Source organism: Olleya sp. UBA1516, from assembly GCF_002323495.1.
Lineage (GTDB): Bacteria > Bacteroidota > Bacteroidia > Flavobacteriales > Flavobacteriaceae > Olleya.
Map to the genome: position 1 here is coordinate 128,782 of NZ_DCQO01000020.1, position 12,637 is coordinate 141,418.

17 protein-coding genes are annotated in these 12,637 nt (G+C 31.3%); 13 read left to right on the forward strand and 4 right to left on the reverse strand.

Annotated elements, in window-relative coordinates:
- Positions 1-2 precede the first annotated feature (2 nt).
- From B2989_RS12895 to B2989_RS12920, 6 genes are read left to right on the forward strand one after another with little or no spacing between them, the layout of a single operon-like run.
- Positions 3-674 carry a hypothetical protein gene (locus B2989_RS12895; RefSeq protein ID WP_292949142.1) on the forward strand — a complete coding sequence of 224 codons (672 nt, stop codon included), beginning with the start codon at positions 3-5 and terminating at the stop codon, positions 672-674.
- 51 nt (positions 675-725) lie between these two features.
- Positions 726-1,382: a DsbA family oxidoreductase gene (locus B2989_RS12900; RefSeq protein WP_292949144.1), complete on the forward strand. Its 657-nt coding sequence runs from the start codon at positions 726-728 to the stop codon at positions 1,380-1,382.
- Positions 1,383-1,409: 27 nt separating this feature from the next.
- The gene (locus B2989_RS12905) at positions 1,410-2,072 is read left to right on the forward strand and encodes a peroxiredoxin-like family protein (protein WP_292949146.1); all 663 of its coding nucleotides are present in this window, start codon (positions 1,410-1,412) and stop codon (positions 2,070-2,072) included.
- Between the two features lie 10 nt (positions 2,073-2,082).
- On the forward strand, positions 2,083-2,499 hold the full coding sequence (locus tag B2989_RS12910; RefSeq protein WP_292949148.1) for a hypothetical protein: 417 nt from the start codon (positions 2,083-2,085) through the stop codon (positions 2,497-2,499).
- A gap of 19 nt (positions 2,500-2,518) precedes the next feature.
- Positions 2,519-3,202 carry a haloacid dehalogenase type II gene (locus tag B2989_RS12915; protein ID WP_292949150.1) on the forward strand — a complete coding sequence of 228 codons (684 nt, stop codon included), beginning with the start codon at positions 2,519-2,521 and terminating at the stop codon, positions 3,200-3,202.
- A 32-nt stretch (positions 3,203-3,234) separates the two neighbouring features.
- Positions 3,235-3,777, forward strand: a complete 543-nt coding sequence (locus B2989_RS12920; RefSeq protein ID WP_292949152.1) for a DUF4269 domain-containing protein — start codon at positions 3,235-3,237, stop codon at positions 3,775-3,777.
- A 70-nt stretch (positions 3,778-3,847) separates the two neighbouring features.
- Here the strand turns inward: B2989_RS12920 and B2989_RS12925 are convergent, their stop codons facing one another.
- Positions 3,848-4,795, reverse strand: coding sequence for a phosphoribosylaminoimidazolesuccinocarboxamide synthase (locus tag B2989_RS12925; RefSeq protein ID WP_292949154.1), 948 nt, complete (start codon positions 4,793-4,795; stop codon positions 3,848-3,850).
- Between the two features lie 51 nt (positions 4,796-4,846).
- Complete coding sequence (locus B2989_RS12930) at positions 4,847-5,800, reverse strand: PhoH family protein (protein WP_292949156.1); 954 nt, start codon at positions 5,798-5,800, stop codon at positions 4,847-4,849.
- A gap of 108 nt (positions 5,801-5,908) precedes the next feature.
- Here B2989_RS12930 and B2989_RS12935 point away from each other — a divergent pair, with 108 nt between their 5' ends.
- The 7 genes from B2989_RS12935 to B2989_RS12965 all read left to right on the forward strand — a co-directional run bounded on the left by B2989_RS12935 (position 5,909) and on the right by B2989_RS12965 (position 11,713).
- Positions 5,909-6,742, forward strand: a complete 834-nt coding sequence (locus B2989_RS12935; RefSeq protein ID WP_145001443.1) for an SAM hydrolase/SAM-dependent halogenase family protein — start codon at positions 5,909-5,911, stop codon at positions 6,740-6,742.
- 42 nt (positions 6,743-6,784) lie between these two features.
- Entirely contained in the window at positions 6,785-7,081 is a 297-nt protein-coding gene (locus B2989_RS12940) for a putative quinol monooxygenase (protein WP_292949160.1), read from the forward strand.
- A 27-nt stretch (positions 7,082-7,108) separates the two neighbouring features.
- Positions 7,109-7,822 carry a gliding motility-associated ABC transporter permease subunit GldF gene (gene gldF / locus B2989_RS12945; protein ID WP_292949162.1) on the forward strand — a complete coding sequence of 238 codons (714 nt, stop codon included), beginning with the start codon at positions 7,109-7,111 and terminating at the stop codon, positions 7,820-7,822.
- 1 nt (position 7,823) lies between these two features.
- On the forward strand, positions 7,824-8,309 hold the full coding sequence (locus B2989_RS12950; RefSeq protein ID WP_292949164.1) for a hypothetical protein: 486 nt from the start codon (positions 7,824-7,826) through the stop codon (positions 8,307-8,309).
- Entirely contained in the window at positions 8,290-9,969 is a 1,680-nt protein-coding gene (gldG, locus tag B2989_RS12955; RefSeq protein WP_292949167.1) for a gliding motility-associated ABC transporter substrate-binding protein GldG, read from the forward strand. The genes B2989_RS12950 and gldG overlap by 20 nt, the downstream gene beginning before the upstream one ends.
- Positions 9,970-10,054: 85 nt before the next feature.
- Positions 10,055-11,173 (forward strand): DNA polymerase III subunit beta, encoded by a 1,119-nt coding sequence (dnaN, locus tag B2989_RS12960; protein WP_028283060.1) that lies wholly within the window; start codon positions 10,055-10,057, stop codon positions 11,171-11,173.
- 162 nt (positions 11,174-11,335) lie between these two features.
- Positions 11,336-11,713: a hypothetical protein gene (locus tag B2989_RS12965; RefSeq protein WP_292949177.1), complete on the forward strand. Its 378-nt coding sequence runs from the start codon at positions 11,336-11,338 to the stop codon at positions 11,711-11,713.
- Between the two features lie 84 nt (positions 11,714-11,797).
- Here B2989_RS12965 and B2989_RS12970 read toward each other — a convergent pair whose 3' ends face one another.
- The gene (locus B2989_RS12970; protein ID WP_292949180.1) at positions 11,798-12,136 is read right to left on the reverse strand and encodes a DUF4870 domain-containing protein; all 339 of its coding nucleotides are present in this window, start codon (positions 12,134-12,136) and stop codon (positions 11,798-11,800) included.
- 86 nt (positions 12,137-12,222) lie between these two features.
- A complete protein-coding gene (locus B2989_RS12975; protein ID WP_292949183.1) occupies positions 12,223-12,636 on the reverse strand; it encodes a DUF6691 family protein in 414 nt (137 codons plus the stop codon).
- Position 12,637 lies beyond the last annotated feature (1 nt).

Below are 12,637 nucleotides of genomic sequence, written 5' to 3' on the forward strand. Positions count from 1 at the left end.
AAATGAAAACACAAGAGATTAACATAAAACCACTAGCCAAGCCATGTTTTAAAAAAGTATTTAGAACAACTACCGAAGCTTCTGGTTTTATGCATCTTGTTTTCGATAAAAAACAACTTACTCCATATCAATTTAGATCTATTATGATAGATTTAAAGAATGAATTATCAGCACTAAGTGTTTCAAAATTCAACAAAAAACTAAGCTATCATTGGCTTGTTCGCTTTGATCAGCAAGTAAACACACCTTTTCATGTAGACAATGCTGCAGATCAATCTATTTTACTTTTAGGTTACGAACCCAGCGACATAGAAAGTGAATTACAGCTAGCAGATTATCATAAATATGCTAACCAAGCTTACAAAACCCCAGAAGATTACTTTAATAGGTTTACGCCTATTTTTAAAGAGGATGAGGATGTATTAAAGCCTTATGTTACTAAAATAAATACGTTTAATAAAGATAATTATTCCATTGTAATTATTAATAATAGTAATCCAAAATCGAATTTAGAGACTTTAGGATTATTTCATAAAGCAACAATTCTAAATAAAGATTTAAGCAAAAGCAGAATTGTAAATTCTATGGTTTTAAATGTTGTTTCAACAGATAAAATCACGGAAGACGAAAAAAAAGAAAGCATCTTTCTAAACAGTGATTTAATTAGTAAATAACTAGATTAGTGTTATAGAAATCAATATAAATTTCAAATAAAAAATAAAATTATGGCAGATAAATTAAAAATAGATATCGTTTCAGACGTTGTGTGTCCTTGGTGTACCATTGGCTACAAACGTTTAGAAAAAGCAATACAAGGATTAGGTGTAGCAGATAAAATTGACATAGAATGGCAACCGTTTGAATTAAACCCGAATATGCCAGCCGAAGGTCAAAATGTTATTGAACATATAGCCGAAAAGTATGGTTCTACATTAGACCAACAAAGAGAATCGCAACAAATGATGACTGATGCTGGTGAAGAACTAGGGTTTAAATTCGATTATTTTGACGAGATGCGAATGGCTAATACTTTTGATGCTCATGTTTTATTAGAATATGCTAAAGACTTCGGAAAGCAAACCGAACTAAAAATGACTTTAACTAAAGCCTTTTTTAGTGATAGAAAAGATGTATCTAAAAAAGACATTTTAAAAGAAGCCCTTTTAGAAGTTGGCTTAAATGCAGATGAAGCATTGGCGAAATTAGATAGCGATGAAGCACGATTGGAAGTAAGAAATAAACAAAACTATTGGAAAAACATGGGAGTAAATTCTGTGCCAACTATTGTTTTTAATAGAAAAAGCGCTGTTACAGGAGCACAACCTGTAGATACTTTTAAACAAGTATTAACGGAGTTACTTGCTGAACAACAAGCGGTTTAATTTTATAATTTTTCAAAAAAGAAAGGTATGAGTTCAAATAAAAAAGGGGAGTTAGATGTATTGTTAGATGAAGTCCGTCAAGCAAGTGCAACTAAATTTACAGAAGAAAAGAAAAAAATATATGCAGATGGAATTTCTAGTGTGCAAAACTCTGGAGTTTTAGATTCTGCTTTAAAAGTTGGTGACAAAGCGCATAATTTCACTTTAAAAAATGCTTTAAACGAATCGGTTAGTTTATACAACGAATTAAAAAACGGACCAGTAGTTTTAACATGGTATAGAGGTGGTTGGTGTCCATATTGCAATATTACTTTGCACGCTTTACAAGAAAAATTACCAGAATTTAAACAAGAAGGTGCTACACTTTTGGCTTTAACTCCCGAATTGCCAGATAACTCGTTAAGTACTTCAGAAAAAAACAATCTTGAATTTACGGTTTTAAGTGATGTTGAAAACATAATTGGTAAGGAATATGGTGTGGTTTACACTTTAACCGATAGTGTCGCTAGTATTTATAATGCTGGTTTTGGACTAAACAAAATTAATGGAGATACAAGTAATGAATTGCCTTTAGCTGCAACGTACGTTATAGATACCAACGGAATAATCACCTATGCTTTTCTAGATGCAGATTATACACAACGTGCAGAACCTTCGGAAATATTATCAGCTTTAAAACAATTGAAATAACATTTTTAAAATGAAAAAATCAGTAAGAATACTAACAGGAATCTTAGGTTTTATAATGCTTGTTCCTGGTTTAGCAAAATTTAGAGAACCTTTTAAAACTTTTATTTACAAACACCTTACAGGTATTGGTTTTCCGTTACCAGATGTTATGCAATATGTTGTGAAATTTAGCGAAGTTGGTGTTGGTTTGGCCATGTTATTTTTAGCATTTAAAGCGAATAGCCTAAGCAAAAACCTGAGAGAAAAAATATTCTACTTAGGCAATTTAACCATTATTATAATGATGGTAGTTGCTGTGTACACGCACTTGCATCCAGATATTCCTGCAGATGTATTACCATTAGAATTTAAACCACCTGTAATGCCAATTTCTTATATTGTATTGGTATTTTTAAACCTCTATTTATATAAAAAATCAAAATCGTAAATCCTAAAAAACGACACTAATGATAACTAAACCTACAGTATTATTCTTTGATGTAAACGAAACACTTTTAGATCTAACCGTAATGAAAAAACAGGTTGGAGATGCTTTAGGCGGTAAAGACGATTTATTGTCTTTATGGTTTACAACCATGCTACAATACTCGTTAGTGGTTTCGGCAAGTGGACAATATAAACCATTTGGACACATTGGTGCTGCTGCTTTACAAATGGTTGCAGCCAATAATAACATTGTGATTTCTGAAGAAGAAGCCAGAGATATTGTTGTAAAATCGATGCAAAATTTACCGCCTCATCCGGAAGTTAAAGACGCTTTAAACACGTTAAAAACTGAAGGTTATACCCTTGTAGCTTTAACCAATTCTAACGATGAAAGCCTTAAAATTAAAATTGAAAAAGCTGGTTTAACCCAATATTTTGATGATTTGTTTAGTATTGAATCGGTTGGAAAATTTAAACCTTTTAATGATGTTTATAATTGGGCTTCAAATAAAATGAACATAAAACCAGAAGATTGTATGCTTATTGCTGCGCATGGTTGGGATGTTGCTGGTGCACTTTGGGCTGGTTGGCGTGCTGCTTTTGTTGGTAGACCAGGACAACAAACATTTCCGTTAGCACCAAATACAGAGATTAATGAAAGTGATTTACAAAAAGTAGCAGATATTTTGGTGACTTATAAGTAGTGATTTTTTAAAACCAACTATAAACTAACATTTTGAACGTAGATTTTACAACTATTGAATACTTAAAATACGGAAATAAGAAACAGAAAAGGGCTTATTTAGACTTAAAAAAACATACTGTTTTAGACAAGTTATTAGCTTTTAATCCCATTTTAACAGGCACGATACCAATTGATATAGATTTACCTAATAGTGACTTAGATATTATTTGCGAGTGTAAACACCATGATGCCTTTTCTTTATTTTTAAAACAACAGTTTTCAGAATATCAAGATTTTAAAGTCTACCAAACCATTCAAAATACAATACCATCAACCATTGCTACTTTTAAAACTGATCAGTTTTTATATGAAATTTTTGGTCAAGCTATTCCTTCAAAACAACAAAATGCATACAGACATATGCTTATTGAAAATGAAATTTTAAAACAAAAAGGACATCAGTTTAAAAAAGATATCGTTTCGTTAAAATTAAAAGGTTTTAAAACCGAACCTGCTTTTGCTAAACTGCTTGGCTTAAAAGGTAATCCATACTTAGCTTTACTAGCGTTGGAAGGTGACTATCTTAAAAATTAATTCAACTATTTTATAAAAAAAGAGCTTGCAATTGCAAGCTCTTTTTTTTATTTCAAAAATATATTATATTTTATTTCAAATATGCTAAAACATTAGCTTCAATACGTTCTTCAATGTTGGACACATCTGCTTTTACAAATGGTTCTCCCATAATATTCTCGTATAATTCAATATAACGTTCTGATACGGTTTCAATATATTCATCAGACATAACTGGTACAGTTTGTCCCTCTAAACCTTGAAAATTATTAGCAATTAACCACTGTCTTACAAACTCTTTAGACAATTGTTTTTGTGCTTCGTTATTATCTTGACGGTCTTGGTAACCTTCAGCATAAAAATAGCGTGAAGAATCTGGTGTATGGATTTCGTCAATTAAAACAATTTTCCCATCCTTAGTCTTACCAAATTCATATTTAGTATCCACTAAAATCAATCCACGAGAAGCAGCTATTTCTGTCCCTCTTTTAAACAATTTACGCGTATAGTCTTCTAAAACAATATAATCTGCTTCGCTAACTATTCCTTTTTTAAGGATATCTTCTCTTGAGATATCTTCGTCATGATCACCCATTTCTGCTTTTGTTGCAGGCGTAATAATAGGCTCCGGAAACTTATCGTTTTCCTTCATTCCTTCAGGCATAGCAACACCACAAAGCATGCGTTTCCCAGCTTTATACTCACGCGCTGCATGACCAGACATGTAACCACGTATAACCATTTCTACTTTAAAAGGCTCGCATAAATGTCCAACCGCAACATTTGGATCTGGAGTTGCTGTTAACCAATTTGGCACCACATCTTCGGTAGCTTTCATCATGCTTGTGGCGATCTGATTAAGGATTTGTCCTTTATACGGGATTCCTTTTGGCATAACAACATCAAACGCGCTTAAACGGTCTGTTGCAATCATTACCAATTCTTCATCATTAATATTGTAAACTGCTCTTACTTTTCCTTTGTATAGACTTTTTTGATCAGGAAATTTAAAATTAGTGTCTATAATAGTATTACTCATTAGTTGTATTGTTGTTGTTGTTGTTGTTGTTGTTGTTGTTGTTGTTGTTGTTTAATCTCTATTTTCAATATTTTTATAAGCTTCAATAATCTTTTTAACCAATTTATGTCTTACCACATCTTTATCATCCAAAAATATCATCCCAACACCTTCTACTCCTTTTAAAATAAGCAAAGCTTCTTTTAAACCAGAAATAGTACGACGAGGCAAATCAATTTGTCCGGGATCACCTGTTAATAAAAATTTAGCGCTTTTACCCATTCTGGTTAAAAACATCTTCATTTGGGCGTGCGTTGTATTTTGACCTTCATCCAAAATAACAAAAGCATGATCTAATGTACGACCACGCATAAATGCTAAAGGTGCAATTTGTATGGTACCATTTTCAATATACTGCGCTAATTTTTCCGCAGGAATCATATCTCTTAATGCGTCATATAATGGTTGCATATAAGGATCTAATTTTTCTTTTAAATCTCCAGGTAAAAAACCTAGATTTTCACCTGCTTCCACTGCTGGACGTGTCAAAATAATACGTTTTACCTCTTTATTTTTTAATGCTTTAACTGCTAATGCTACTCCTGTATACGTTTTACCTGTTCCTGCTGGTCCAATAGCAAATACCATATCGTTTTTACGCATTAACTCTACCATTTTACGTTGGTTAGCAGTAATAGCCTTAATAGGTTTACCATTGGCACCATGGACTAAGACTTCGCCACTTTTTTCAGAAATGCTGTAATCATCACTACTTTGGCTAGTTAAAACACGCTCGATTACATTTTCGTCTAATTTATTGTATTTAGAAAAATGCTTTAAAAGCATGGTCATTCTGCGATCAAACTCATCCAATAACTCTTCGTCTCCAAAAGCCTTAATGGTATTTCCTCTAGCTACAATCTTGAGTTTTGGAAAGTATTTTTTTAGTAGTGTAATATTCTCATTTCCGGTTCCAAAAAACTCTTTTGGAGAGATCTCCTGTAGTTCAATAATTATTTCGTTCAAAAGCGCTGATTTATTAAATTAATCTGTACAATTTTATTAGTTTTGTGTATCTAACAAATTTACACATTTTTTGTGTGTTCTAGGTTAAAAAAATATCAACAATAATTCATGCCAATTATAACGCTTACCACAGATTTTGGAGAGAAAGATCACTTTGCTGGCGCAATAAAAGGCGCTATTTACAGCGAATTGCCAGAAGTTAAAATTGTTGATATCTCTCATAGTATCTCTCCTTTTAATATTGCTGAGGCAGCCTATATTATACAAAATGCCTATAGTAGTTTTCCTAAAGGTACAATCCATGTCATTGGTATTGACTCCGAAATTAATCCAGAAAACAAGCATATTGCTGTAGAGCTGGACGAACATTATTTTATATGTGCCAATAACGGAATTATGAGCATGATAGCTAATGAGATTGCACATTCTAAATTAGTAGAAATTAATATACATGATAAAATAGAAACCAGTTTTCCTGTTTTAGATGTCTTTGTAAAAGTAGCATGCCACATAGCACGTGGTGGAACATTAGAAGTTATAGGCAAAGCTATTGATAAAATAAAACCAATTAAAAATCTAGTGCCTTACGTTAATGAGGAGCAAACGCAAATAATTGGCAGCATAATCTACATTGACAATTATGGTAATGTCGTTACTAATATTAGAAAAAACTTTTTTGAAACGCTGCAAAAAGGACGTTCTTACGAAGTGTCTGCAAGAAATTATAAGTTCAAAAAAATACAATCCAAATATAGCGATATTGTTAACTTTGACACACCAGAAGATAAACGTAATGACGAAGGACGTGGTTTAGTCGTCTTTAACAGTTCCAACTATCTAGAAATAGCCATATATAAAAGTAATAACCAAACGGTTGGTAGTGCAAGTAGCCTAATGGGATTAGGACTGCGAGATACAGTAACCATTAATTTTTTTAAATAAATAAAAGTATCGCTTTCGCGGAAACACATTAAAACCTAAGCCATGTTTGTAAGAATTGTTAAATTAAGTTTTGCTGAAGAAAATATAGCCACCTTTTTAGCTAATTTTGAAACCGTAAAATTTAAAATAAGAAATTTTAAAGGCAACCAATTGTTAGAATTATATCAGGACAAAACCAATCCCAATATATTTTTTACTTATAGTTATTGGGATAATGAAAGTGATTTAGAAAACTATCGCAACTCAGACCTTTTTAAAGGCGTTTGGGCTAAAACTAAACCACTGTTTAATGCAAAACCAGAAGCTTGGAGTGTTGACAAATTAGCTTCGTTAAAATAAATTATAAATAACATTAATAAATAAAGCATGCTAGCCATACTTAAAAAAGAAATAAACTCATTTTTTGCTTCGCCAATAGGCTACTTAGTAATTGCTATATTTTTGTTGTTAAACGGACTATTTTTATGGGTCTTTAAAGGTGAGTTTAATATCCTTGATAACGGATTTGCAGATCTGTCAACGTTTTTTTTATTGGCACCATGGATTTTAATATTCTTAATTCCAGCGGTTACCATGCGTAGTTTTAGTGACGAGAAAAAACAAGGCACTTTAGAGCTACTGTTAACTAAACCAATAACCACATTACAATTAGTATTAGGTAAATATTTTGGAGCCTTATTACTAATAATAATAGCGCTAATACCAACACTATTATATGTTTATACTGTTTATGAATTAGGTAACCCATTAGGTAATATAGATTTTGGAAGCACATTAGGATCCTATTTTGGCTTATTATTTTTAGTAGCAGCCTATACTGCAATTGGTGTTTTTGCATCAACTATATCAGACAATCAAATAGTTGCTTTTATAATTGCTGTGTTTTTATGTCTATTTTTTTATATTGGTTTTGAAGGCATTGCAGATGTAATATCTAGTAATACTGTGGAGCAATTGGGTATGAATGCACATTATAAAAGTATGAGTCGTGGTGTTCTGGATACTAGAGACCTAATATACTTTTTAAGTATTACTATTTTGTTTATTGCGCTAACCAAATTCATTATTAAAAAACAATAGTATGGTAATTACACCCATTTTAATAATATCGTTTATAGTTGTATTTATCTTAGCATGGCTATTTATAAAAACCATTGGAGACAATAAATGGATAAGCTTACTACTTACAGTAATAGTAACACCTCTACTCTATTTTTACTTATTTTATCCAATAGTTAATATCTTTTCTAGTTACCATCACCAAAAACATTTTAATGCTGAAAATTGGGCTGAATACCCAGAACTTAGGTTTGAAATGATGGATCAATTAAATGATAATAACCAATTAATTGGCAAAACTAAAGCTGAAATTAAAACAGATTTTGGTACAGCAGAATGGTATGGTTGGGATGATAGTATTAAAGCCAACTCTAAAGATCAATGGAATTATAATATGGGCTTTAAACCTGGTGCTTTTACTAAAGACCAAGAATGTATTGAGCTACAATTTAAAAACGATACTGTTGTTGCAGTAAAAACCTATCAACTTGAGAAAAAATTTGAATAAGTCTATCAAAAATATCGCATTTGTAGTTATTGGGTTAATTGTAATTAATGTAATAGCCAATACCTTTTATAAACGTTTTGATTTAACGACAGATCAACGCTACACTTTAAATCCTTCGGTTTTAACCATACTAGAAAAGGTAGAATCCCCTATTTTGGTTGATGTATTTTTAGAAGGTGATGATTTTCCTTCAGAATTTAGAAAATTACAATCTGAAACCAGACAATTATTAGAAGAGTTAGTCGCTTATAATAATAACATTAGTTTCAATTTTATAAATCCAATAGAGGACGAAGCTACTAGAGATCAAAATATCCAGAAATTAAATGCAAGAGGGTTAACACCCATGCAATTAAACGTTCAAGAAAACGGAAAAACTAGTCAAGCTGTTATTTTTCCATGGGCTTTAGCAAGTTATAATGATCAAACGGTAAAAATTCCGTTAGTAAAAAATACCATTGGAGCGACTCAACAACAATTAGTTAATAACTCTGTACAACAATTAGAATATGCTTTTGCAGATGGTCTTAGTAAATTAGTTAATCCTAAACGACGTAAAATAGCAGTTTTAAAGGGTAATGGACAGCTAGAAAACAAATACATTGCAGACTATATTAAAAGTATTAGAGACTATTATTTTATTGCTCCATTTACATTAGATAGCGTTTCTAATTACGCGGAAAGTACTCTGCAAAAATTACAGGAATACGATTTAATTATTTCGGCTAAGCCAACAGAAGCATTTTCAGAAAAAGAAAAATTTGTTTTAGATCAGTATACCATGAATGGTGGTAAAAGCCTATGGTTAGTAGAGCAAGTCGCAATGGATAAAGATAGTCTTTATAACGATTATGGTAAAAATATTGCTATCCCATTAGATTTAAATCTAACCGATTTTTTCTTTAAATATGGTATACGTATTAATCCACTTATAGTAAGCTCTATGTACTCTGCTCCTATAACTTTAGCGTCAGGAGAAGGTAGTGAGAGTCAGTTTCAAAGCTATCCTTGGACCTATTCGCCTTTAGCAAAAGGAAACAGCAATCATCCTATTGTCAATAATTTAGATTTCTTAAAATTTGATTTTGCTAATCCTATGGATACTATTAAAAGTAGTACCAAAAAAACAATATTGCTCCAAACTGCGCCTTTAACTAAATTAGAAGGTACGCCTCGCGAAATCAGCTTGGATATGGTCAATAATAAGCTAGAGCCTAAAACCTTTAATAAAGGTCCACAAACATTAGCTGTATTGCTAGAAGGCATCTTTACGTCGGCATATAATAACCGAGTAAAACCTGTGGCTATTTCAAACTCTAAAAATACTAGTATACCAACCAAAATGATAGTCGTATCTGATGGTGACGTCATTAAAAATGACGTTGGAAGATTAGGTCCTGAAGAGCTAGGTTTTGACAAATACACAGGACAAACCTTTGGTAATAAAGAATTTTTGACAAATGTGGCTAATTATCTTTTAGATGACACAGGACTTATAAACATTAGATCCAAAGAAATTGCAGTTGCCTTTTTAAATCCTGAAAAAATTACAGAAGAAAAAACAAAATGGCAACTACTAAACCTCTTATTACCATTGGTTTTATTAGGTGTTTTTGGTTTAATATTTAACTACCTTCGTAAGAAAAAATATGCCAAGTAAGTGTTAATAAGTTTGTTTCTTATTTTAACACATTAGCAATATATTTGTAAGACAAATTATTAATAGTATTAATTTACACATATAGATGAAATTTATCGTATCAAGCACATACTTACTAAAACAATTACAGGTTTTAGGAGGTGTAATTAACAGTTCAAATACATTACCTATTTTAGATAATTTTTTATTTGAATTAAATGAATCTAAATTAACTGTATCTGCAAGCGATTTAGAAACAACAATGTCTGCTGTTTTAGATGTAGATAGTGACAACGAAGGAAGCGTAGCCATTCCTGCACGATTACTTTTAGATACTTTAAAAACATTTCCAGAACAACCTTTAACGTTTGTTATTGAAGAAAACAATACCGTTGAAATTAGCTCAAATCATGGTAAATACGCATTAGCTTATGCAGACGGGAACGAGTTTCCAAAAGCCATTAGCCTAGAGGATCCAAGCAGTACAAAAATGCCTGGTCATATTTTAGCAACAGCTATTAACAAAACAATTTTTGCAGCAGGAAATGACGATTTAAGACCTGTTATGAGTGGTGTATTCTTTCAGTTTTCAACTGAAGGTTTAACCTTTGTTGCTACAGATGCTCATAAATTAGTTAAATACTCTAGAGAAGATGTTAAAGCCTCTCAGGTAGCCGAGTTTATTATGCCTAAAAAGCCTTTAAACTTATTAAAAGGAATACTTGGTGCAAGTGACGAGGAAATTACTATTGAATATAATGACTCTAACGCTAAGTTTACTTTTGAAAACACAATATTAATCTGTCGTTTAATTGACGGTAAATATCCTAATTACGAAGCGGTAATACCAAAAGAGAATCCAAACAAACTAACAATAGACAGAACTCAGTTTTTAAACTCTGTACGTCGTGTTAGTATTTTCTCTAACAAAACAACACACCAAATTAGATTAAAAATTGCTGGAGCAGAATTAAATATATCTGCAGAAGATATTGACTACTCTAACAAAGCTGAAGAGCGTTTGACTTGTGATTACCAAGGAGACGACATGCAAATTGGTTTTAATTCTCGTTTTTTAACAGAGATGTTAAACAATTTAGGATCTAACGATGTACAATTAGAGTTAAGCATGCCTAACAGAGCAGGTATATTAACACCTATTGATGATTTAGAGGTTGGAGAACAAGTAACTATGTTAGTGATGCCTGTAATGTTAAACAGCTAATAACTTAAACCTATAGCATAAAAAAAGCAACTCAATAGAGTTGCTTTTTTTGTTATAATAAATATTATATTCCCTTAATTTTAATACTTTTACAGCGCAATAATCTAAGTTACCCTCAACATTAAACAACTTAGCAATTGATTAAAACAATTAATCTAGAATATGAAGTACAGTTTTAAATTATTATTTTTACTAATAACTAGTATCGCTCTATTATCTTGTAATAATAACGACGATGCTTCTAACGCAAATAACACCACTACCAATCCTATTATTGGTGATTGGCTTCGCGAAGATGCTACTGCCTCTTTTGAGTATCACATACATTTTGAAGGTGAAAATTTTGGTAAAATAGTAACTATGGTAATAACAGAGGACAATGTAATATCAAGTGCAAATCCTTTTGAATGGTCTATTCATAATGAAATACTTACTATTGTTGATAATGAAGATTTTGAGCATAACACCACAGTAGAATATACTGTAGACGGTCATCTAAAAATTGAAGGTTTTTCTGATTTAGAATTCACAAAACAATAATTCTAAACACCCTTCATATAATCACATAACAAAAAACGCAACCTTAACAGGTTGCGTTTTTCTTCTTTATCAATGTAATGTAAACTAACTAATAAAATTAAAAGATAAAGGGTAATGCGGTTCTTCGCCATTACTAACCTTAATGGCATTTATTATTGGGTAAATTATAGATACTAATCCTAAAACAAACCAGCCTAATAGTCCTAAACCAAAAAGTAAAATTAAAGGTACACATACAATATATAAAACCACTATACTTAGTTGAAAGTTAACAATGGTTTTACCATGAGCGTCCATTTGATATATTTTATCTTTTTGTGTTAACCAAATGATTAGTGGTAAAATTAAGCTACCACAACCTATAATTAAAGACACTAATTGACTTAAATGGGTTAATACTAATAATTGTCTGTCTGTTTTCATTTTTTACTTTAATTCGCTTTTTTAGATTTCTACTTATATGACGTATAATTTGTAAAAATGTTACAGATTTTAAAAATAAAATGTAATTAATGTGGTAATTTATCTTTTAATACACCATATAAAAACGTCCCTAAAGCAGCAGATAAAAATACTATAACTATAGGTAAATAACCTGCACCTACAAGAACAAATATAGGTCCTGGACATGCGCCAACTAATGCCCAACCTAACCCGAAAATAATGCCTCCAAGCAAGTATTTAGAAAACGATTTTTCTTTTGGCGCAATTACAATTGGATTACCATCAAACGATTTTACGTTATACCTTTTAATAATTTGAACAAACAAAATACCAAACGCTAAAGCAGTACCTATAATACCATACATATGAAACGCTTCAAAACGGAACATTTCATAAATTCTAAACCACGAAGCAGCCTCAGATTTATACATTATAATCCCAAAACAAAGCCCTATAAAAATAAATAGTAGTTTTTTCATA